The sequence below is a fragment of the Limnohabitans sp. JirII-31 genome (assembly GCF_002778315.1).
Taxonomy (GTDB): Bacteria; Pseudomonadota; Gammaproteobacteria; order Burkholderiales; family Burkholderiaceae_C; genus Limnohabitans.
On the sequence record NZ_NESA01000021.1, the window covers coordinates 1 to 18765 of the forward strand.

The following is an 18765-nucleotide window of genomic DNA, read 5'->3' on the forward strand; positions in this document are numbered from 1 at the left end:
AACAGTTCGACTCAGGGAAATAAGGAGGGAAAACAGAGAAAATCAAAACAGGAGCTCTAAAAAGCACAAATCGGGTGGGTCAATATTCGATGCAAATCCCGGGTCAGATTTGGATGCAATTCAACACATGTGCCGTATCCAAGTTGCCCACATGTCCCACTTGTGTGCAAGCTGCATGTTTTTGCGCTGAATTGGTGCAACTGCATGCAAGCCATGCGCAGTTTTGATTTCAAGTGCGGATGCGTTGGATTGTTGGCATGCAAACAAATCCAGAATTTCTCTTTCAAAACATGGGCTTGTGAAATACATGCGGCTTTGCATGCAAGTTGGCACATTGCATGCAATCAGTGGGTTGTCTTTTTCACTTCGGAGTCCCACATGAAATTTGTCCCTCAGCAACTGCCGCACTGGTTGGTTGCCTTGCCCATTGCCTTGGCATTGCACGCAGGCGTGCAGGCTGAGACAGTCGCCCGTTATGGCATTTCTATGGCCGACATTCCTTTGACCACCGGCCAGCCTGACCGAGGTGCCGGGGCTTACCAATTCACCGGACATACTTTGTATGACCCGCTGGTGGCCTGGGAAGCCAACATCGGCACACGCCCAGGCAAGCTGGTGCCCGGTTTGGCCAGTGCCTGGAAAGCCGATGCCAAAGACCCCAAAAAATGGCTCTTCACCCTGCGCAAAGGCGTGAAGTTTCATGATGGCTCTGACTTCAAGGCCGACGCTGTGGTGTGGAACTTGGACAAGGTGTTGGCTGACAAGTCGCCCCAGTTCGATGCCAAGCAAAGCGCGCAAGTGCGCCCACGCATTCCGTCCATCGCGTCTTACCGCTTGGTGGACGAGTACACGGTAGAGATCACCACCAAAGATGTGGATGCCTTGTTCCCTTACCAACTGCCATGGTTCCTGATCTCTAGCCCCGCGCAGTGGGAGAAGATGGGCCGTGACTGGAGCAAGGTGGCCAGCCAACCTTCAGGTACTGGCCCCTTCAAGCTCGACAAGCTGGTGGCACGTGAGCGCGCAGACTTGGTGAAGAACGCCGCCTATTGGGACAAGACCCGCTTGGCCAAGACCGACCGCATTGTGTTGGTGCCGATTCCCGATGCCATGACCCGTGCCAATGCTTTGTTGAACGGCCAGGTTGACATCATCGAAACGCCACCGCCGGATGTGCTGCCGCAGCTCAAGAGCTCGGGCTTCAAGATTGTGCAAAACGTCACACCGCACGTGTGGCCTTACCACTTCTCCACGTTGCCCGGTTCACCCTGGACCGACATCCGCGTGCGCAAAGCCGCCAACTTGGCGATTGACCGTGACGCCATCGTCAAGCTGCTCAACGGTTTGGCCACACCCGCCAAGGGCCAGCTCGACAGCACCAGCCCATGGTTTGGTAAGCCGGCTTTCAAAATCACCTACGACGTGAAAGCGGCCAAGGCCTTGATGGCACAAGCCGGGTACAGCCCTGCCAAACCGCTCAAGGCCAAAGTGATCATTGCCCAAGGTGGCACCGGACAAATGTTGTCGTTGCCGATGAACGAGTTCATTCAGCAAAGCTTGGCTGAAATTGGTATTCAGCTGGAGTTCGAAGTGGTGGAGTTAGAGAACCTCTACCTGCACTGGCGCAGTGGCGCCAAGGCCGACATGAACGCTGGCAAGGGCATCACCGCCATCAACTTGGGCTATGTGACGGCCGATCCGTTTTACGCCATCACGCGTTTTGTGGACAGCCGCTACATCGCGCCTAACGGTGTGAACTGGGGCGGCTACAACAACCCCAAAGTGGACGGCGCCATCGACACGATTCGCAAGAACTTCGACACCAAGATTCAAGACAAGCTGTTGGCCGAAATTCACGAAACCATGGTGGACGACGCCTTGATGCTGTGGGTCGTGCATGACACCAACCCGCACGCCATGTCCGCCAAAGTGAAAGAGTTTGTGCAAGCGCAACACTGGTTCCAAGACCTCACCACCATCCGCATGCCCTAAATGTTGACGTACTTCCTCAAGCGTCTGTTGTACGCATTGCCCATCGCACTCAGCGTCACCGTGGTGTCGTTCATGTTGGTGTACTTGGCGCCGGGCGATCCGCTCAACGCCATTGCCCCAGCCGACGCACCCGCTGACGTGATCGAAGCCCTCAAGAGCGCCTACGGCCTAGACCGTCCGGTGCCCGTGCAATACGGCCTGTGGCTGTGGCGCGCGGTGCAGGGTGACTTGGGCACCTCCATCGCTTCGGGCCGCGCCGTGGCCACCGAGGTGCTGGGGGCTGTCAGCAACACCCTGGTCTTGGCCGGTGTGGCGGCAGGCCTGGGTGTGCTGGTGGGCTGTGTGTTGGGGGCGCTGGCGGGGTACAAGCATGGCAGCTGGGTCGACCGTGTGGCGACCTTCCTGTCGGTGGTGGGGGTGAGCATTCCCCACTACTGGCTGGGCCTGGTGTTGACGATTGTGTTTTCTATCTGGCTGGGTTGGTTCCCCGCCATGGGGGCGGGACCCGGTGGTTCGTCCGAGTGGTTGTGGGACATCGCGCACCTGCGCCACCTGGTGTTGCCGGCCATCACCTTGTCGGTGATTCCGATGGGCATCATCACGCGCACCGTGCGCGCCTTGGTGGCCGACATGTTGGGCCAAGAGTTTGTGGTGGCCTTGCGTGCCCGTGGCTTGGGCGGCGTGGCCGTGTTCAAACACGTGGCCAAGAACACCGCGCCCACCGTGTTGGCGGTGGCGGGCTTGCAAGTGGGCTACCTGATGGGCGGCTCGATTTTGGTGGAGACGGTGTTTGCCTGGCCAGGCACCGGCTTCTTGTTGAACACGGCCATTTTTCAGCGCGACATGCCGCTGTTGCAAGGCACGATTTTGGTGTTGTGCATGTTCTTTGTCGTTTTGAATTTGTGTGTCGACATTCTTCAACCCCTGATTGACCCCCGCATGGGTCGAAGCTGAGGTGCATGTCATGACACAGACTGTTTCTTTGGCCCCCAGCCGCAGCTATTGGCATGTGGTGGGGCGTCAGTTGCGCCAAGACCCGGTGGCCCTGGCCAGTGCCTGCGTGCTGCTGTGCATTGTGTTGGCCGCGGTGCTGGCACCGTGGTTGGCTCCGGCGGACCCGTTCAAGGCCAGCATGATGCGCCGCTTGTTGCCCGTGGGCAGCCCAGGCTATTGGCTGGGCACCGACGAGTTGGGGCGCGACATGTTGACGCGCCTGATGTACGGCGGGCGCTTGTCCTTGCTGATGGGCGTGGTGCCAGTGTTGGCAGCGTTTGGCATTGGCGCATCGATTGGCTTGTTTGCCGGGTATGTGGGTGGGCGCGTCAACATGGTGATCATGCGTGCGCTGGATGTGTTTTATGCCTTCCCCTCGGTGTTGTTGGCCGTGGCCATCTCGGGCGCCTTGGGGCCTGGCATGAGCAACAGCCTGATTGCCTTGACCTTGGTGTTTGTGCCGCAGGTGGTGCGGGTGGCCGAGAGTGTGACCACGCAGGTGCGACAGCTCGACTACATCGAAGCCGCGCGTATGAGCGGGGCCAGCGCCTTTTCGATCATCCGCGTGCATGTGCTGGGCAATGTGCTCGGGCCCGTGTTTGTGTATGCCACGGGCTTGCTGAGCGTGAGCATGATTCTGGCCTCGGGCTTGTCGTTCCTGGGGCTGGGTGTGAAGCCCCCTGAACCCGAGTGGGGCCTGATGCTCAACACCTTGCGCTCTGCCATCTACAACAACCCCTGGGTGGCTGCGCTGCCGGGCTTGCTCATCTTCATCACCTCCATCGCGTTCAACCTGTTGGCCGATGGCGTGCGTTCAGCCATGGATATTCGCAAATGACCGCTTCAGCTTCTCTTGCCTTGCCTGCCGACGACCGGGGTGGTCCAGCCCAGCCCCTGCTGGTGGTGCGTGATTTGAAAAAACACTTTCCCGTGCGTGCTGACCTGTTCTCGCGTGAGCGCAAGTTTGTGCATGCGGTGGACGGCGTGAGCTTTTCGGTGGCCAAGGGCAAGACCCTGGGCATCGTGGGTGAGTCGGGCTGTGGCAAGTCCACCACGGCGCGCTTGATCGCACGCCTGATGGCGCCCGACAGCGGCAGCATGGTGTTTGACGGCGACGGTGTGGCCGAATACGGCGGCATTGCCTTGAAGGAATTTCGCCGCAACCTGCAAATGGTGTTTCAAGACTCGTTTGCCTCGCTCAACCCACGTCTGACGATTGGCGAGACCATTGCTTATGGCCCGCAGGTGCATGGCATGCCCGCCGCGCAAGCCACGCAGGAAGCGCGTGCCTTGCTGGCACGGGTGGGCTTGGAGCCTGACCAATTTGCCTCGCGTTATCCGCACGAGTTGTCGGGCGGTCAACGCCAGCGCGTCAACATTGCGCGCGCCTTGGCGTTTCATCCGCGCTTGGTGATCTTGGACGAGTCGGTGGCAGCGCTCGACAAGTCGGTGCAAGCGCAGGTGTTGAACTTGTTGCAAGAGCTCAAGGTCGAGCGGCAGTTGACCTATTTGTTCATCTCGCACGACCTGCATGTGGTGCACTACATCAGCGACGACGTGATGGTGATGTACCTGGGGCAGGTGGTCGAAAAAGGCCCGGTCGAGCGCATTTACGGTCAGGCGGCGCATCCCTACACCCGTGCCTTGCTGTCCGCCGTGCCGTCGATGGACCCGAGCCACCGCACCCAACGCTCGCCCCTCACGGGCGACCCACCCAACCCCATCAACCCACCCAGCGGTTGCCGCTTTCGTGACCGTTGCCCGCATGCGCAAGCGGTGTGCGAGGCACAAACCCCTGCACTGATGGCCGTGAATAAGCTGGACACCCACACCGTGGCTTGCCACATGAACGACCCGCGCTCGGGTCACACCGAGGCTGATGCCGACACGCAGGACATCCTGCACGCGCCTGTGCATTCGGCTGCGCAGGAGGTGGCGGTATGACCCATCCTTTGGTGTCGGTGCAAAACCTCAATGTGCACTTCACCGGTCACCGCAAAGCCCATGCGCTGAGCGATGTGAGTTTTGAATTGGCGCAGGGTGAGGTGCTGGGTTTGCTGGGTGAGTCGGGCTCAGGCAAAAGCGTGACCTTGCGCACCTTGCTGCGCTTGCACCCTGAGCGCACCACCCAGGTCACGGGCCAAGTGACGGTGGCCGGTCACGACGTGCTGGGGCTGCAAGGCCGCGCACTCGACGCCTACCGTGGCGGTGTGGCGTCGATGGTGTTTCAAGAACCCGGCTTGGCGTTTGACCCGGTCTACACCATTGGCCAGCAAATGGTGGAAGCCATTCAGGCCCACGACGGCGTGGACCGAAAAACGGCCCAGCACCAAGCCTTGCAGATGCTGGAGCGGGTGCAAATTCCGCAAGCGCGCCGACGCTTGGATGCCTACCCGCATGAGCTGTCGGGTGGCATGCGCCAACGCGCCATGATTGCGCTGGCCCTGGTGTGTCGCCCCCAGTTGCTGCTGGCCGACGAGCCCACCACGGCGCTGGATGCAACCGTGCAAATTCAAATCTTGCTGTTGTTGCGCGAGTTGCAGCAAGAGACCGGCATGTCGGTGATTTTTGTCACCCACGACATTGGCGCGGCGATTGAAGTGGCCGACCGCATCGCGGTCATGTACGCCGGACGCGTGGTTGAGCAAGGCGATGTGGCACAGGTGGTGAACCACCCCGGCCACCCCTACACCGCAGGTCTGCTGGCGTCTACCGTGAGTGCGGCCAACCGGGGCCAGCCGCTGGTGGCGGTGCCGGGTTCGCCGCCCGATTTGACGGCGCTGCCGCCCGGTTGCAGCTTTGCGCCGCGTTGCGCGCAGGCGCAAGCACGGTGTGTGAGCGAACGCCCCGTGTTGCAAGCCCACGGTGGCAGTGCCTTGGCGTGTTGGCATCCGATGACGCAAGTGAGCCTGGGATGAGTCTGGCCGAACACCACGTCCCCCGCAGCCGTGGCGGTTTGAGCGACGAGGTGTGTCGCAAGATTGCCGACGACATTGTGTTGGGCAGTTTCGCGCCCGGTGTGCGACTGGACGAGGCCATGCTGGCCGCGCGCTTCAAGGTCTCGCGCACGCCGGTGCGTGAAGCGCTCAAGCAACTCGCCAGCACCGGTTTGGTGGTGTACCGCCCCAACCGAGGATCGGTGGTGGCCGAAGTCACGCCCAACCAGCTAGACCAAATGTTTGAAGCCATTGGCGAACTCGAAGCCGCCTGTGCCCGCCATGCCGCCGTGCGCATGAGCGAGGCCGAGCGCAGCCAGTTGTGCCAGGTGCATGCACAGGCGCGCGTGGCCATGCAGGCGGGCGACGCCGACCAGTACGACGACTTGAACCGTGCCCTGCACAGCATCATCATTCGCGGTTGCCACAACCCCACGTTGATTGACTTGGCCACGGGCTTGCGCCATCGCATTTCCACCTTCCGGCGTACCCAATTTTTGAATTTAGAGCGCATGGCCGAGTCGTTCGAAGAGCACTCGGTCATCGTGGAGGCCTTGTTGTCGCGTGACGCGGTGACGTGCTACCGCGAGATGCGCAGCCATTTGTTGTTTGCGCGCAGTGCGGCTGCGCGGGTGTTATCGGCCCACAGCGCAGTCGTGCGTGTGGACCCAACCTGGAGTCCAGCATGAACCCTGTTCTTGGTCGTCGCGGCGCGGTGGTCGCCTCTCATTCGCTGGCCTCACAAGCTGGTTTGGACATCTTGCGCGAAGGCGGCAACGCCATCGAAGCCACCATCGCGGTGGCCGCTACGCTGGCCGTGGTCTACCCGCACATGACGGGCATTGGCGGCGATGGGTTTTGGCTGCTGCACGCACCGGGGCAGGACATGCAGTCCATCGACGCCTGCGGTGCGGCGGGCGAAGCCGTGACCCGTGGTTTGTATGGCGACGCCACGAGCATTCCGTGGCGCGGCCCGCTGGCGGCCAACACGGTGGCTGGCACCTTGTCAGGCTGGGGCGCGGCTTACGCCTACAGCCAGCAGCACTGGGGTGGACGCTTGCCGTTTGCGCGTTTGCTGGAATCCGCCATTCACTACGCGCGTGAAGGTTTTCCGGTCACCCACAGCCAAGAGGCCAACACCCGCAACAAGCTGGGTGAGTTGGCCCATCAGCCGGGCTTTGCCCAAGCCTTTTTGACAGCGCAAGGCGAGGTGCCCCAGTACGGTGACAGGCACACATTTCCGGCTTTGGCCGCCACCTTGGAACAACTCGCACGCGCTGGGGCCGACGATTTTTACCTGGGCGATCTGGCGCGCCAAATCGCCCAGGACCTGGCAGACGTGGGCAGCCCCATCACGGCCAAAGACTTGTCACGCCACAAGGCGCAGGTCAAGCCGCCACTGGCTTTGAAAATCTCCAACGCCACGCTCTACAACATGGCGCCGCCCACGCAAGGCTTGGCCTCACTGCTGATCTTGGGGGTGTATGACCGCATCCGCCAAGAGGGTTGGAACCCCGACAACGTGGCGGGCATCCATGCCTTGGTGGAGTCGACCAAGCAAGCCTTCATGGTGCGCGACCAGCATGTGACCGACCCCAAGGCCATGGCCGTGCCGCCTACCAGCTTGCTGACCGAGGCGGTGATCAGCCATTTGGCCTCTCAGGTGCCCACCGACCAAGCCAGCCCATGGCCCGCGCCCAATTCAGATGGCGACACCACCTGGATGGGCGTGGTCGACGACCAAGGCCGTGCGGTCAGCATGATCCAGAGCATTTACTTTGAGTTTGGCAGCGGCGTGGTGCTGCCGCGCAGCGGTTTTTGGTGGCAGAACCGGGGCTGCTCGTTTGACCTACAGCCCGGCCGGTTGCGCAGCTTGGTGCCAGGACGCAAACCGTTTCACACCCTCAACCCCGCCATGGCGCAGCTCGACGATGGCCGCTTGCTGGTCTACGGCACCATGGGCGGCGAGGGGCAGCCGCAAACCCAGGCCGCGGTGTTTTCACGCTACGTCTGGGGCGGCCACAACGTCCGCTCGGCGGTGGCCGCACCGCGTTGGTTGTTGGGCCGCACCTGGGCCGAGCAGAGCACCACGCTCAAGCTGGAGTCACGCTACGCACCCGAGGTGATCGAGGGCTTGCGTGCCTTGGGCCACCCGGTGGAGGTGGTGTCTGACTTTGACGAACGCATGGGCCACGCAGGCGCTTTGGTGCTGCACCCGAGTGGCTGGATCGAAGGCGGGGAAGACCCACGCAGCGACGGCTGCGTGGCGGCGTGGTGATGGCCGCAGGCCCTACCAAGGAATAGGCAAGCCTTGGTGGTCCACAAAATGCGCACCGCTGTGTGCGGGCAGCGCATCCAAAGCGTGCAGCAAGCCCGCCACCGAGGTGTCAGGCGCGAGGGCACCCGAGGCCACAAAGGGTTGCGACAAGGCCGAGGCCACGGTGCCGGGCTGTAGGGCGGCCACCACCAATTGCGGGCGTTTGCGCGCAGCTTCGATGGCGGCGGTGTGCAACAGCATGTTGAGTGCCGCCTTGGCCGCACGGTAGCTGTACCAGCCACCCTTGCGGTTGTCGGTGATGCTGCCCACGCGTGCCGACAGTTTGGCGTAGACCGTGCGTTGCGTGGTGTCCAACAAGGGCAACAGGTGTTTGAACAACAGCGCGGGCCCGACGGCGTTCACGGCCAGGCTCTGGAGCAGGGGCTCGGCGTGCAAGGCGTTCAGGCTTTTCTCGGGGCCGTGCCCGTCGATGGTCAAAGCGCCCGTGGCGTCAACGATGAGGTGAAGCGGGGCTGCTTGCGCCAGCTCTGCTGCTGCGCTGGCAATGCTGGCCTCGTCTTGCATGTCAAAACCTGGGTGCGACGCCCTCGACAAGGACAGCACCTGCTGGCAGGCCGGATCTTGCTGCAAAGCGCGCACAAAGGCGCTGCCAATGGCGCCGCTTGCGCCCACCACCAGTGCGCGGTAAGACGCGCCCAGGCTGTTCATGAACGGCGGGCAGCCCAGTACGTGGCGCCCTCGGGGCCGTACATCTCTTCGTGGGGAGTGAGGGGTTCTAGGTTGAAGATGTCACCCGGCAGCAGGTGCTGCGTGTGGCCCGCGCAGGTCAGCCACATCTCGCCCTGTGTCAGCAAACCGCGTGCTGCAAAGGGGTGGGTGTGCGTCTCGGCCACGGTGTTGGGTGCCCAGTTGCGTTCGACCACCTCTTGGTAGCCATCGGCCAGGGCCTGCTGTGTGAAGTTGGAGAGTGCGGGATGTGTCATGAATTCATTCTAGGAAGGCAGCGATGTCCTTGCTTGGCGCATAGGCGACGCCCATGGGCTAGAGTGAACGCCTTGCAAACAGGTGGGACGCGATGAGCTACAAAATTTTGTTGGTGTGCATGGGCAATATCTGCCGCAGCCCCACGGCACACGGGGTGTTGCGCCATCGTTTGCAGCAAGCGCATTTGTCGGACGTGGTGACGGTCGATTCAGCAGGCACCCACAGCTATCACGTGGACGCGCCGCCCGATGCACGCAGCCAAGTGCATGCCCAGCGACGTGGCTACGACCTGTCTGACTTGCGTGCCCGCCAAGTGATGGACGATGACTTTGCCGATGCTGATTTGATTCTGGCCATGGACTGGGACAACTTGGCCTTGTTGCAAGCCCAGTGCCCGCCACAGCACCAGCACAAGCTGCGGCGCTTCGCCGAGTTTTTCAAAACATCCCCGCAAACCGTGGTGCCCGATCCGTACCACGGTGGGTCCGACGGTTTTGACGTGGTGCTGGACTTGGTAGAAGACGGTTGCACAGGCCTGTTGCAACACCTCGCCAGCGCACCGGTGCTGGCGCGCTGCGTGCCCGAGTGGTCACACGACGTGACGACAGGCAGCCTGTCAAGGCAGTGGGAGATGGAGAGCTTCAAGGCCGCCATGGCCTTCATTCAACGAGTGGCTGAATTGGCAGAGTTGCACAACCACCACCCAGAAATTTGGAACGTCTACCAGCGTGTGCGCCTGACACTCACCACCCATGATGCGGGCGGCTTGACGCACAAGGACGTGGCCCTTGCCAGCGCGATCAGCGCGCTGGCAACTTCTTAAGCCCCAGCGCTGTGAGCGCTGGCGGGGCGCTGATTACTCAGCGCGGCTGCGTGCGCAGCGCAGGTCGGCCATCACGCGGGAGTCGCTCTGGGCCAGCTCCCACATGCGGGCGTCTTGGTCGGCGCGCTTCCAGGCTTGCACCATGCGGCCCACGTACTTGCGGGTGCCCAAGATCAAGCCGGTGCCTGCGATCCAGAACACCACCCAAGCGGCCAGCAACTGGCCTTCAGGCGAGGTTTCGATGATTTCGTAAATGGAAGCCAGCAAGCTCAAGCCAGCCACGGTCAACAGCAGTGTTGCCAAACCACCTTCGCCTTGCAGGCGTTTCATCAAAGATTTGCTGACGCCATAAGCGCGTTCTGCGCGGGCCACACCAGGGTGCACAACGTTGTAGTCAAGGTGGATAAAAGCGGTCATAAAAACTCCTGTGAACTGACAAACTGATGGGTGGATCATAGGGTTTCTACTTACTTCATGTATTTCTTGTTGGTAGTAACCCTAGGTTTGGGTCATGTATCGGGGACAACATCAATGGTTGATGGTCGGGCCTGGGCGTCCAATGCAACACAACATCCAACAACGATCAGGGAGACGAGACTTGCAAACCATCCCCCCATTTGTCAGCAGGGGCCTGCGCGCTGGTGTTTGGGCCTGGCTGACAGGGCTTGTGCCGGTCATGGCCTTGGCGTCGCCCTTGTTGCGCTGTCAATTCGAGGTCAATGCCGAGGCGCAGCAACATGCGTTTGTGCCCACACGCGACCCTTATCCCGTGACCAGCATCGATTTGAACCAACGCTTTCGCTTCAAGGCGGTGGTGTTGGGTGACGACCAACGGGTTGAGTTGATCAACTTGTACGTGTACTACCAGACGCATCGTCAACCCATGCTGATGCAGCATGTGAAGTTTGTCGCCCCTGTGGCGCAGCAGACGCCCGCACCCGACGCGTTGACGGGGCAAATGGCGGTGTATTCGCCGTTTTTGGGCAAAGAGCTGCAATACAGCTGTGCCTTGCATGAGGTGACGCCATGACGATGAAAAGTGGCTGGCGCTGTGGCCTGTGGCTTGCCTGGTGTGTGTGGAGTGGGGCCGTGATGGCCCAGGCCACCTCAGAGCGCGCATCGGTCTCGTTGGTGGTGGTGGGCGACATCATGTTGGAGGGGGGGCCAGACCGGGCCATGCGCGCTCGGCGTGACCCGTTTCTGGACTTTGCCACCTTGTTCAAAAGCGCCGATGTGCGCGTAGGCAATTTGGAATGCGTGGTGTCCACCGTTGGCTCGGCCGAGCCCGACAAACCCAACACCTTTCGTGTGCATCCCCAGCGGTTGAAGTACATCGCCCGCCATTTCGATGCGGTGGGTTTGGCCAACAACCATTCGGGTGACTTTGGCCCGAAAGCGTTTGCCGACATGCTGGGGGCACTCAAACGCCATGGCATCGGTTACTACGGCGGCGGCATGAACCTGCAAGAGGCGCACACGCCCTTGATCATTGAGCGCAAAGGTGTGCGCATTGCCTTGCTGGGCTATGACGAATTTCAGCCGCGCAGCTTTGAGGCCGACCACGACCGCCCCGGCGTGGCGTGGAGCGAAGACGAACAAGTGGTGCGCGACATACGCCTCGCGCGCACGCAGTGGCATGCCGACGTGGTGATTCCCATCATGCACTGGGGCTGGGAAGAGCCTGTGGCCAACGCGCGCCAACGCAAGCTCGCACGCCTGATGGTGGACGCAGGAGCCGACCTGGTGATTGGAGGACACCCGCACCAAGTGCAAGACACCGAGCAGTACAAGGGCAAGCCGATTTTTTACAGCCTGGGTAACTTTGTGTTCGATGGCTTTCCAGATGCGGTGAACAACATCGGTTGGGCCATCCGCTTTGAGCTGGACAAGCAAGGTGTGCGTGCGTGGCAAGTGCACACCGCCAAGATCGACGCCCAAGGCTTGCCGCACAGCGCAGCGCAGGTGCAGCGCGTGAATTTGCGCTGAGGCATGTGCCATGTCCAGCGTGTGACATGGCCATGTCTGCTCAGAAAGAAAACTCGATAAGCTCAACGCGCAGCTGGGAGACACCAATCCAGACACATACACACACGATCCGCTGGGGATGTCTTGCGGATGGCGCGATGAACTTGGAGTGCGACGATGAACATCATGGAGAGTGGACAAATCTTGGGCGCCCGTGTCGAGGGCTTGGACTTGTCGCAGCCCTTGACCGATGCGCAGTTTGAGCAACTGGAGCAAGCACTGGGCCGCTACGGTGTGCTGAGCTACCCGAAACAAACGCTGACTTCGCTGCAACTCAAGCAGTTTGCCCAGCGCTTTGGCCGCTTGGAAATCAACGTGGCCAATATGTATCAAGAGCCCGGCTTGCCCGAGGTGATGATTTTGTCCAACAAGATCGGGCCCGACGGCAAACCGCTGGGGCTCAGCGATGCCGGGCAGGACTGGCACACCGACATGTCGTACAGCAAGATGGTGGCGTTCTCCAACATCTTGTATGGCCTGGAAATTCCGCACCGCGATGGCGAGCCTTTGGGCAACACCGAGTTCGCCAACATGCATGCGGCCTATGACGATTTGCCCGAGGCCTTGAAGCAACGCCTGGAGGGCATGACCATCACCCATGACTTCGCCAAGTTCTGGGACATGATGCGCGCCAAAGAGGGCAGCACACGCCCACCCCTGACCGCCGCACAACGCCAGGCCAAGCCACCGGTGTCGCACCCGGTCATCTTGCGCCACCCCATCACCGGCAAGAAGGTGCTGTACGCCAACCCCGGCTATTCGATGCGCATCAACGAGATGTCAGAGGCCGAGAGCGACGAGACCTTGGCCTTCTTGTTTGAACACCAACTGCAAGCCAAGTACCAATACAAACACCGCTGGCAAGTGGGCGATGTGCTGATGTGGGACAACCTGGGCACTTTGCACAACGCTGTACCCGACTACCGCCCTGACGAGCCGCGTTACATCAAACGCTGCCAGGTCATGGCCAACCGTTACTTTGCCAACGAGACCGTATGAAACTCATCACCTTCCACCGCCACGATGGGCGCGTTCGTACAGGGGTGGTGTTGAACCAGCAAGTGCTCGACATCTCAGACTGGATCGAAACTTTGCCGGTGAGTGCGCAAGCCTTGGCCCACCACCAACGCGCTGGCACCTTGCCGCCCGTGGGCGGCATGCTGCGCTGGCTCAGTGCTGGCCCAGACGCCTTGCCCAAGCTGCAAGACCATGTGGCGTGGGGCGCAGTGCCCGATGTGGACTTGGCCGATGTGAGTTTGTACGCGCCGGTGCCGCGCCCAGGCAAGATCATTGGGGTGGGACGCAATTACGCCGACCACGCCAAAGAGACCGGTGTCGCACCCTTTGAAAAACCACGCATCATTTTCAAAATGTCCTCGTCGGTGGTAGCCCCTGGTGCGCCCGTGGTGCGTCCGCCCGGCGTGACCAAGTTGGACTTTGAGTCAGAGTTGGCGGTGGTGATTGGGGCTTACGGGCGTCACATTCCCGAGGCACAAGCCCTGGAACATGTGGCGGGCTACACCGTGCTCAACGATGTGAGCGCGCGTGAGTTTCAGTTTGACATCTCACCCGCACAAACCACCTTCGCCAAAAGCATGGACGGCTTTTGTCCGATGGGACCATGGCTGGTGACGCGCGATGAAGTGCCTGACCCGCAGGCCTTGGACGTGTCGTGCTGGCTCAATGGCGAGCGCATGCAGCATGGCCACACCGCCGACATGCTCTTTCCAGTCAAAACCTTGGTGGCCTATGTGTCGCAGTTCATGACTCTGGAGCCGGGTGATGTCATCACCACCGGCACGCCCGCTGGCATTGGGGCGTTTCGCCAACCCCCGCTGTATTTGCAACCCGGTGACCAGCTACGCCTGGAAGTCACCGGCGTGGGCAGCATGACGCACGCCATTGCTTGACGTGCTTTTCTGATTCAGCTTTCACCGATTGAACCTTCATCACAAACCAAGAGACAAACATGACCCGTCAAAACTTCACCCGATTGCTGAGTGTGTCACTGCTGGCGCTGTGTGGCTGGACCCACGCTGCCGATGTGTACCCCAGCAAACCGATTCGTTTGCTGGTGGGTTTTGCGGCCGGTGGCCCCACCGATGTGATTGCACGTGTGCTGGCCAAAGACATGACTGCCACGCTGGGTCAGGCGGTGGTGGTGGAAAACAAAGCCGGTGCCAGCTCGATGATTGCCACGCGTGAGGTGCGCAATTCACCGGCGGATGGCTACACCTTGTTGTTCTCATCGTTGGGCATGAACGTCAACCCCATTTTGTTGGGCGAGCAAGCGGGCTACAACCCCAAGACCGACTTCACACCCATCTCCAACGCGGCCGTGTTGCCCATGGTGGTGGTGGCCGCCTATGACTCGCCCTTGCGCACCATCTCTGACTTGCTCAAGCAAGCCCGCAGCAAACCCGAAGCGGTGAGCTTTGCGTCGTCTGGCAGTGGCGGCTCTGGGCACTTGGCGGCAGAGTTGTTGGCCACCTCGGCCAAAGCCAAGATGCTGCACGTTCCCTACAAGGGCAATGGCCCCGCACTGCTGGAGGTGATGGCCGGTCGGGTGGACTTCATGATTTATCCCGTGGTGGGTTTGGCCGATTACGTGGCCACCAAGCGTGTGCATGTCTTGGCCGTAGGCACCGCCAAACGCTTGGCGCAATTTCCCGATGCGCCCACCATGGCCGAAGCGGGCTTCAGCGGCTTTGAAGAAACAGCGCCCTGGGTGGGCTTGCTGGGCCCTGCCAAAACCCCGCCTGCCGTGGTGGCCCGCTTGCACGAGGCCATGACCAAGGCCTTGGTCAAGCCCGAGGTGCGGGCGCAGCTGGAAAAACTCGGCGCCGTGATTGTGGGTGACACACCGGCGGAGTTCACCGCGTTTTTGAAGCGCGATTACGAGCGTTGGGATGGCGTGATCAAAGCCGCGGCGGTCAAAGCCGACTTGAACTGAGATGGACATGACGGCTGCTTATTCCATTGCTGATTTGCGCGCTGCGGCGCAGCGGCGTTTGCCGCGCGCGATCTTTGATTTTTTCGATGGCGGCGCAGAAGACGAAATCACACTGGCTGCCAACCGCGCAGCCTTTCAGCGCCACCGCTTTTTGCCACGGGTGTTGCAAGACGTGTCGCAGATCGACACCCACACCGATATCTTTGGCCGCCCCACTGCCATGCCCATGGCCATTGCGCCCACGGGTGCGGTGGGTTTTGGTTATCCGGGCGGCGATGTGGCCATTGCCAAGGCCGCGGTGGCCGCGGGCATTCCCTACACACTGTCGAGCACGGCCACAGCGTCGATCGAGCGCATTGCCGACGCAGCCCCTGGGCGCTTGTGGTTTCAGGCCTACATCCTCAAAGACAAAGCCTTCTTGGCCCGCATGATTGAGCGTGCCCGTGTGGCCAAGTACGAGGCCTTGATGATCACGGTGGACTTGCCTGTGGGGGGCAAACGCGAGCGTGACCAGCGCAACCATTTCTCGGTGCCGTTTCGCTTCACGCCCAAGAACGTGTGGGACTTTGCACAAAAGCCCGGTTGGTGCTGGCACATGCTCAGCCGAGGCATGCCGGTGATGGAGAACCTGATTGGTTTGGACGATCAAGCCAAAAGCGCATCCAGCATGGCGTCGTCGGTGGGGCGCAATTACGACGCGTCTTTCGATTGGGCGGCCTTGCAAAAAATCCGTGACCTGTGGCCGCGTCGGCTCATCCTCAAAGGGGTGATGCATCCCGACGATGCCGACCGTGCCTGTGCCATGGGGTGTGACGCCTTGGTGGTCTCCAACCATGGCGGGCGTCAGCTCGACGGTGCCGTGGCCACACTCGATGCTTTGCCCGGCGTGGTGCAAGCGGCAGCACAACGTGTGCCGGTGTGGGTGGACGGTGGCGTGCGCCGTGGCCAAGACGTGGTCAAGGCGCTGGCTTTGGGCGCAGGTGGGGTGCTGCTCGGGCGCGCCACCTTGTTTGGTGCCGTGTCAGATGGCGAGCGTGGCGCCCAACGCGCACTGGAAATTTTGCAGACCGAGCTGGTGCGCACTCTGCAACTGTGTGGCGTGCGCAGCGTGGCTGACATCACCCCCGCGTTGTTGACGAAGGTGATGCAAGCCTAGGCGAGGAGGGCGTTCAGCCGGCGACCAAGCCAGCGGCTTCGATGCCGGCGATACAGATTTTTTCGTCTTCGTCACCGGTGCCGCCGCTCGCGCCCGCAGCACCCAAGATGTTGCCTTGCGCGTCTTTGATCAGCACGGCGCCGGGCTGGGGCAAGAACTGACCTTGCGAGGTGGCCGACAAAGACACAAAGAAGTTGGGGTTGTCTTTGGCGCGAGTCGCCAACACGCGGCTGGACACACCCATGCCCACTGCACCCCAGGCTTTGGCCTTGGCAATGTCAAAGCGGAACATGCTGGCGCCATCTTCACGCACATAGGTCACCAAGTCACCGGCTGGGTCGAGCACCGCGATGCCCATGGGTTGGTAGCCCGCCACGCGAGCGGCTTTGGCCGCTTCTTGTGCAATCTTCAGGGCAGCGTCGAGCGTGAGTTTGGACATGTGAATTCCTTTGAATCATGAGAGTGAAAAAATGCGTGCAGCACACAGCTGTTGTGGGGGTTGATTAGACAAGCAGATGCGGTGTCTACCCGCGCGACAGGTGTGCCGTATGCGACAGATTTTGGCATGACGCCAGAGCAGCAGAGGGTTAACGCGCGTGTGAAAACACAGGTCGAGAAATACGATGCGACGGTCTTATTTGTCGAACGTGAACCATGTCCAAAGTCATCATCACCTGTGCTGTCACCGGGGCCATCCATACCCCGTCCATGTCCCCTTATTTGCCCGTCACGCCCGAAGAAATCATTGAGGCCTCGGTCGGTGCCGCTGAAGCGGGCGCAGCCATCATCCACTTGCATGCGCGCGACCCGATCACCGGCAAACCCGACCAAAGCCCCGAGGCCTTTGCCAAGTTCTTGCCGCAAATCAAAGCCCGCACCAACGCTGCGCTGAACCTCACCAGCGGTGGTTCGCCGTTCATGAAGATTGACGAACGCATTCAGCCCTCGCTGCGCTTTGCGCCCGAGGTGGCGTCGCTCAACATGGGCTCCATCAACTTTGCCTTGTTCCCGATGTTGGAGCGTTTCAAAACCTTCAAGCACCCCTGGGAGAAAGAGCACTTAGAGGGCAGCCGTGACCTGATTTTTCGCAACACCTTCAAAGACATCGAATACGCCTTGGCCGCCTGTGCCGCCAACGGCACGCGCTTTGAGCTGGAGTGTTACGACATTGGCCACCTCTACAACCTGGCGCACTTTGCCGAGCGTGGCTTGATCAAGCCACCGTTTTTTGTGCAGTCGGTGTTTGGCATTCTGGGTGGCATTGGCGTGCACGAAGAAGATGTGATGCACATGAAGCGCACCGCCGATCGCTTGTTTGGCAAAGACTACCAATGGTCGGTGCTCGGCGGTGGCCGCCATCAAATGCGCATTGCCACCTTGTCGATTGGCATGGGCGGCAATGTGCGGGTTGGCCTGGAAGACAGCTTGTGGCAGGGCAAAGGCACCTTGGCCAAAAGCAATGCCGACCAAGTGCGCCAGGTGCGTCAAATCATCGAGGGTCTGGGCCACGAGGTGGCCACACCCGATGAGGCCCGTGAGATGCTGCAACTCAAAGGCAGCGAACACGTCAAGTTTTAACCCCAAGGAGACACGAGATGGCATTCACAAAACGACGCATGGTTCAGGCCTTGGCTTCAGGGCTGATGGTGTGGGCTGCGGTGACCAGCACTGCGGTGATGGCACAGGCTTATCCGTCCAAACCCATCAAATTGATCGTGCCGTTCCCAGCCGGTGGCACCACCGACATCGTGGCGCGCATCGTCGCGCAGCGCATGAGCGAGACCATGGGCCAGCCCGTGGTGGTGGACAACAAGGGCGGTGCCGGTGGCGCCATTGGCGCTGACTTGGTGGCCAAGGCAGCACCCGACGGCTACACGCTGTTGATGCACAACATTTCGTTCCCCTTGTCGTATGTGGCCCAGTCCTTGGCCAACCGTTCGCCGTTCAACGCAGAGACCGACTTCGCCGGTGTGTCGATTGCGGTGTACGTGCCGTTTGTGTTGACGGCCAACCCTGCGGTGCCCGCCAAGGATTTGCGTGAGCTGGCCAACTTGCTCAAGGCCAATAAGAGCCTGCAATACAACTACGGCTCCACCGGGCCGGGCACTGCGGTGCACGTGCTGGGCGAAGCGTTCAAGCGTGATGCCAAGGTCGAGATGGAGCACGTGCCGTTCAAAGGTGCGGCACCGCTCAAGCAAGAGTTGTTGAGTGGGCGCATTCAAGTCGGTGGCGACCAGTTGTCATCGTCGTTGGCCGAAATTCGCAATGGCAGTTTGCGTGCCATTGCCACCACCGCGTCCAAGCGCATTGGCAGCTTGCCCGATGTACCCACGGTGCGTGAACTCGGTTTTGCCTCGCTGGAGCTGGAAGGTTGGAACGGCGTGTTCGCACCCGCCAAAACGCCCAAAGACATCATTGATCGTTTGCAAAAAGAAATTGCTGCGGCCGTGCGCAACCCCGAGGTGATGAAGCGCTTGGCCGATTTGGGCGCCGACCCCGTGGGCTCCACCCCCGCCGAACAAGACGCGATGCTGCGCCGCCAGATGGACCAGTTTCGCTCGGTCATCCGTGACATGAAGCTGGACTAAAAAAACAGGGCCACATCGTGGATGTGGCCCTGTGTGC

Annotated in this window: 20 protein-coding genes; 16 read left to right on the plus strand and 4 right to left on the minus strand. The window is 60.9% G+C overall.

Features of this window, described 5'->3' with window-relative positions:
* The first annotated feature begins 378 nt into the window (after window positions 1–378).
* The 7 genes from B9Z41_RS16555 to ggt are packed head-to-tail and all read left to right on the plus strand — an operon-like array spanning window position 379 to window position 8199.
* A complete protein-coding gene (locus B9Z41_RS16555) occupies window positions 379–1992 on the plus strand; it encodes an ABC transporter substrate-binding protein (RefSeq protein WP_100148207.1) in 1614 nt (537 codons plus the stop codon).
* The gene (locus B9Z41_RS16560) at window positions 1993–2946 is read left to right on the plus strand and encodes an ABC transporter permease (protein ID WP_100148192.1); all 954 of its coding nucleotides are present in this window, start codon (window positions 1993–1995) and stop codon (window positions 2944–2946) included. It begins immediately after the preceding gene.
* A 10-nt stretch (window positions 2947–2956) separates the two neighbouring features.
* Complete coding sequence (locus tag B9Z41_RS16565) at window positions 2957–3823, plus strand: ABC transporter permease (protein ID WP_100148208.1); 867 nt, start codon at window positions 2957–2959, stop codon at window positions 3821–3823.
* Window positions 3820–4929, plus strand: a complete 1110-nt coding sequence (locus B9Z41_RS16570; RefSeq protein ID WP_100148193.1) for an ABC transporter ATP-binding protein — start codon at window positions 3820–3822, stop codon at window positions 4927–4929. Before B9Z41_RS16565 ends, B9Z41_RS16570 begins: the two co-directional genes overlap by 4 nt.
* Window positions 4926–5903, plus strand: a complete 978-nt coding sequence (locus B9Z41_RS16575; RefSeq protein WP_100148194.1) for an ABC transporter ATP-binding protein — start codon at window positions 4926–4928, stop codon at window positions 5901–5903. The genes B9Z41_RS16570 and B9Z41_RS16575 overlap by 4 nt, the downstream gene beginning before the upstream one ends.
* On the plus strand, window positions 5900–6610 hold the full coding sequence (locus B9Z41_RS16580) for a GntR family transcriptional regulator (RefSeq protein WP_100148195.1): 711 nt from the start codon (window positions 5900–5902) through the stop codon (window positions 6608–6610). Before B9Z41_RS16575 ends, B9Z41_RS16580 begins: the two co-directional genes overlap by 4 nt.
* A complete protein-coding gene (ggt, locus tag B9Z41_RS16585; protein ID WP_100148196.1) occupies window positions 6607–8199 on the plus strand; it encodes a gamma-glutamyltransferase in 1593 nt (530 codons plus the stop codon). The genes B9Z41_RS16580 and ggt overlap by 4 nt, the downstream gene beginning before the upstream one ends.
* A gap of 12 nt (window positions 8200–8211) precedes the next feature.
* On the opposite strand, the gene B9Z41_RS16590 is transcribed toward ggt, so the two are convergent.
* Window positions 8212–8907, minus strand: a complete 696-nt coding sequence (locus B9Z41_RS16590) for an SDR family NAD(P)-dependent oxidoreductase (RefSeq protein ID WP_100148197.1) — start codon at window positions 8905–8907, stop codon at window positions 8212–8214.
* On the minus strand, window positions 8904–9182 hold the full coding sequence (locus B9Z41_RS16595; protein WP_100148198.1) for a cupin domain-containing protein: 279 nt from the start codon (window positions 9180–9182) through the stop codon (window positions 8904–8906). Before B9Z41_RS16595 ends, B9Z41_RS16590 begins: the two co-directional genes overlap by 4 nt.
* 92 nt (window positions 9183–9274) lie before the next feature.
* On the opposite strand from B9Z41_RS16595, the gene B9Z41_RS17360 reads away from it, so the two are divergent.
* Window positions 9275–10006 (plus strand): 4a-hydroxytetrahydrobiopterin dehydratase, encoded by a 732-nt coding sequence (locus B9Z41_RS17360; RefSeq protein WP_158236209.1) that lies wholly within the window; start codon window positions 9275–9277, stop codon window positions 10004–10006.
* Window positions 10007–10039: 33 nt separating this feature from the next.
* Here the strand turns inward: B9Z41_RS17360 and B9Z41_RS16605 are convergent, their stop codons facing one another.
* Window positions 10040–10423 (minus strand): hypothetical protein, encoded by a 384-nt coding sequence (locus B9Z41_RS16605; protein ID WP_100148199.1) that lies wholly within the window; start codon window positions 10421–10423, stop codon window positions 10040–10042.
* Window positions 10424–10604: 181 nt separating this feature from the next.
* Between B9Z41_RS16605 and B9Z41_RS16610 the strand changes: the two genes are divergently transcribed.
* The 6 genes from B9Z41_RS16610 (at window position 10605) to B9Z41_RS16635 (ending at window position 16140) form a co-directional block, all read left to right on the plus strand.
* A complete protein-coding gene (locus B9Z41_RS16610) occupies window positions 10605–11036 on the plus strand; it encodes a hypothetical protein (protein WP_143474224.1) in 432 nt (143 codons plus the stop codon).
* Window positions 11033–11992: a CapA family protein gene (locus B9Z41_RS16615; RefSeq protein ID WP_233202757.1), complete on the plus strand. Its 960-nt coding sequence runs from the start codon at window positions 11033–11035 to the stop codon at window positions 11990–11992. Before B9Z41_RS16610 ends, B9Z41_RS16615 begins: the two co-directional genes overlap by 4 nt.
* Window positions 11993–12148: 156 nt before the next feature.
* On the plus strand, window positions 12149–13030 hold the full coding sequence (locus B9Z41_RS16620) for a TauD/TfdA family dioxygenase (protein WP_100148202.1): 882 nt from the start codon (window positions 12149–12151) through the stop codon (window positions 13028–13030).
* On the plus strand, window positions 13027–13941 hold the full coding sequence (locus B9Z41_RS16625) for a fumarylacetoacetate hydrolase family protein (RefSeq protein WP_100148203.1): 915 nt from the start codon (window positions 13027–13029) through the stop codon (window positions 13939–13941). Before B9Z41_RS16620 ends, B9Z41_RS16625 begins: the two co-directional genes overlap by 4 nt.
* Before the next feature lie 59 nt (window positions 13942–14000).
* Complete coding sequence (locus B9Z41_RS16630; RefSeq protein ID WP_100148204.1) at window positions 14001–14984, plus strand: tripartite tricarboxylate transporter substrate binding protein; 984 nt, start codon at window positions 14001–14003, stop codon at window positions 14982–14984.
* A 7-nt stretch (window positions 14985–14991) separates the two neighbouring features.
* Window positions 14992–16140 (plus strand): alpha-hydroxy acid oxidase, encoded by a 1149-nt coding sequence (locus B9Z41_RS16635; RefSeq protein ID WP_100148209.1) that lies wholly within the window; start codon window positions 14992–14994, stop codon window positions 16138–16140.
* A 13-nt stretch (window positions 16141–16153) separates the two neighbouring features.
* On the opposite strand, the gene B9Z41_RS16640 is transcribed toward B9Z41_RS16635, so the two are convergent.
* Complete coding sequence (locus B9Z41_RS16640) at window positions 16154–16579, minus strand: heme-binding protein (protein ID WP_100148205.1); 426 nt, start codon at window positions 16577–16579, stop codon at window positions 16154–16156.
* Window positions 16580–16794: 215 nt separating this feature from the next.
* On the opposite strand from B9Z41_RS16640, the gene B9Z41_RS16645 reads away from it, so the two are divergent.
* Both B9Z41_RS16645 and B9Z41_RS16650 read left to right on the plus strand, forming a co-directional pair.
* Complete coding sequence (locus B9Z41_RS16645) at window positions 16795–17718, plus strand: 3-keto-5-aminohexanoate cleavage protein (protein WP_100148206.1); 924 nt, start codon at window positions 16795–16797, stop codon at window positions 17716–17718.
* A gap of 17 nt (window positions 17719–17735) precedes the next feature.
* The gene (locus B9Z41_RS16650) at window positions 17736–18728 is read left to right on the plus strand and encodes a tripartite tricarboxylate transporter substrate binding protein (RefSeq protein ID WP_233202758.1); all 993 of its coding nucleotides are present in this window, start codon (window positions 17736–17738) and stop codon (window positions 18726–18728) included.
* The last annotated feature ends 37 nt before the right edge of the window (window positions 18729–18765 follow it).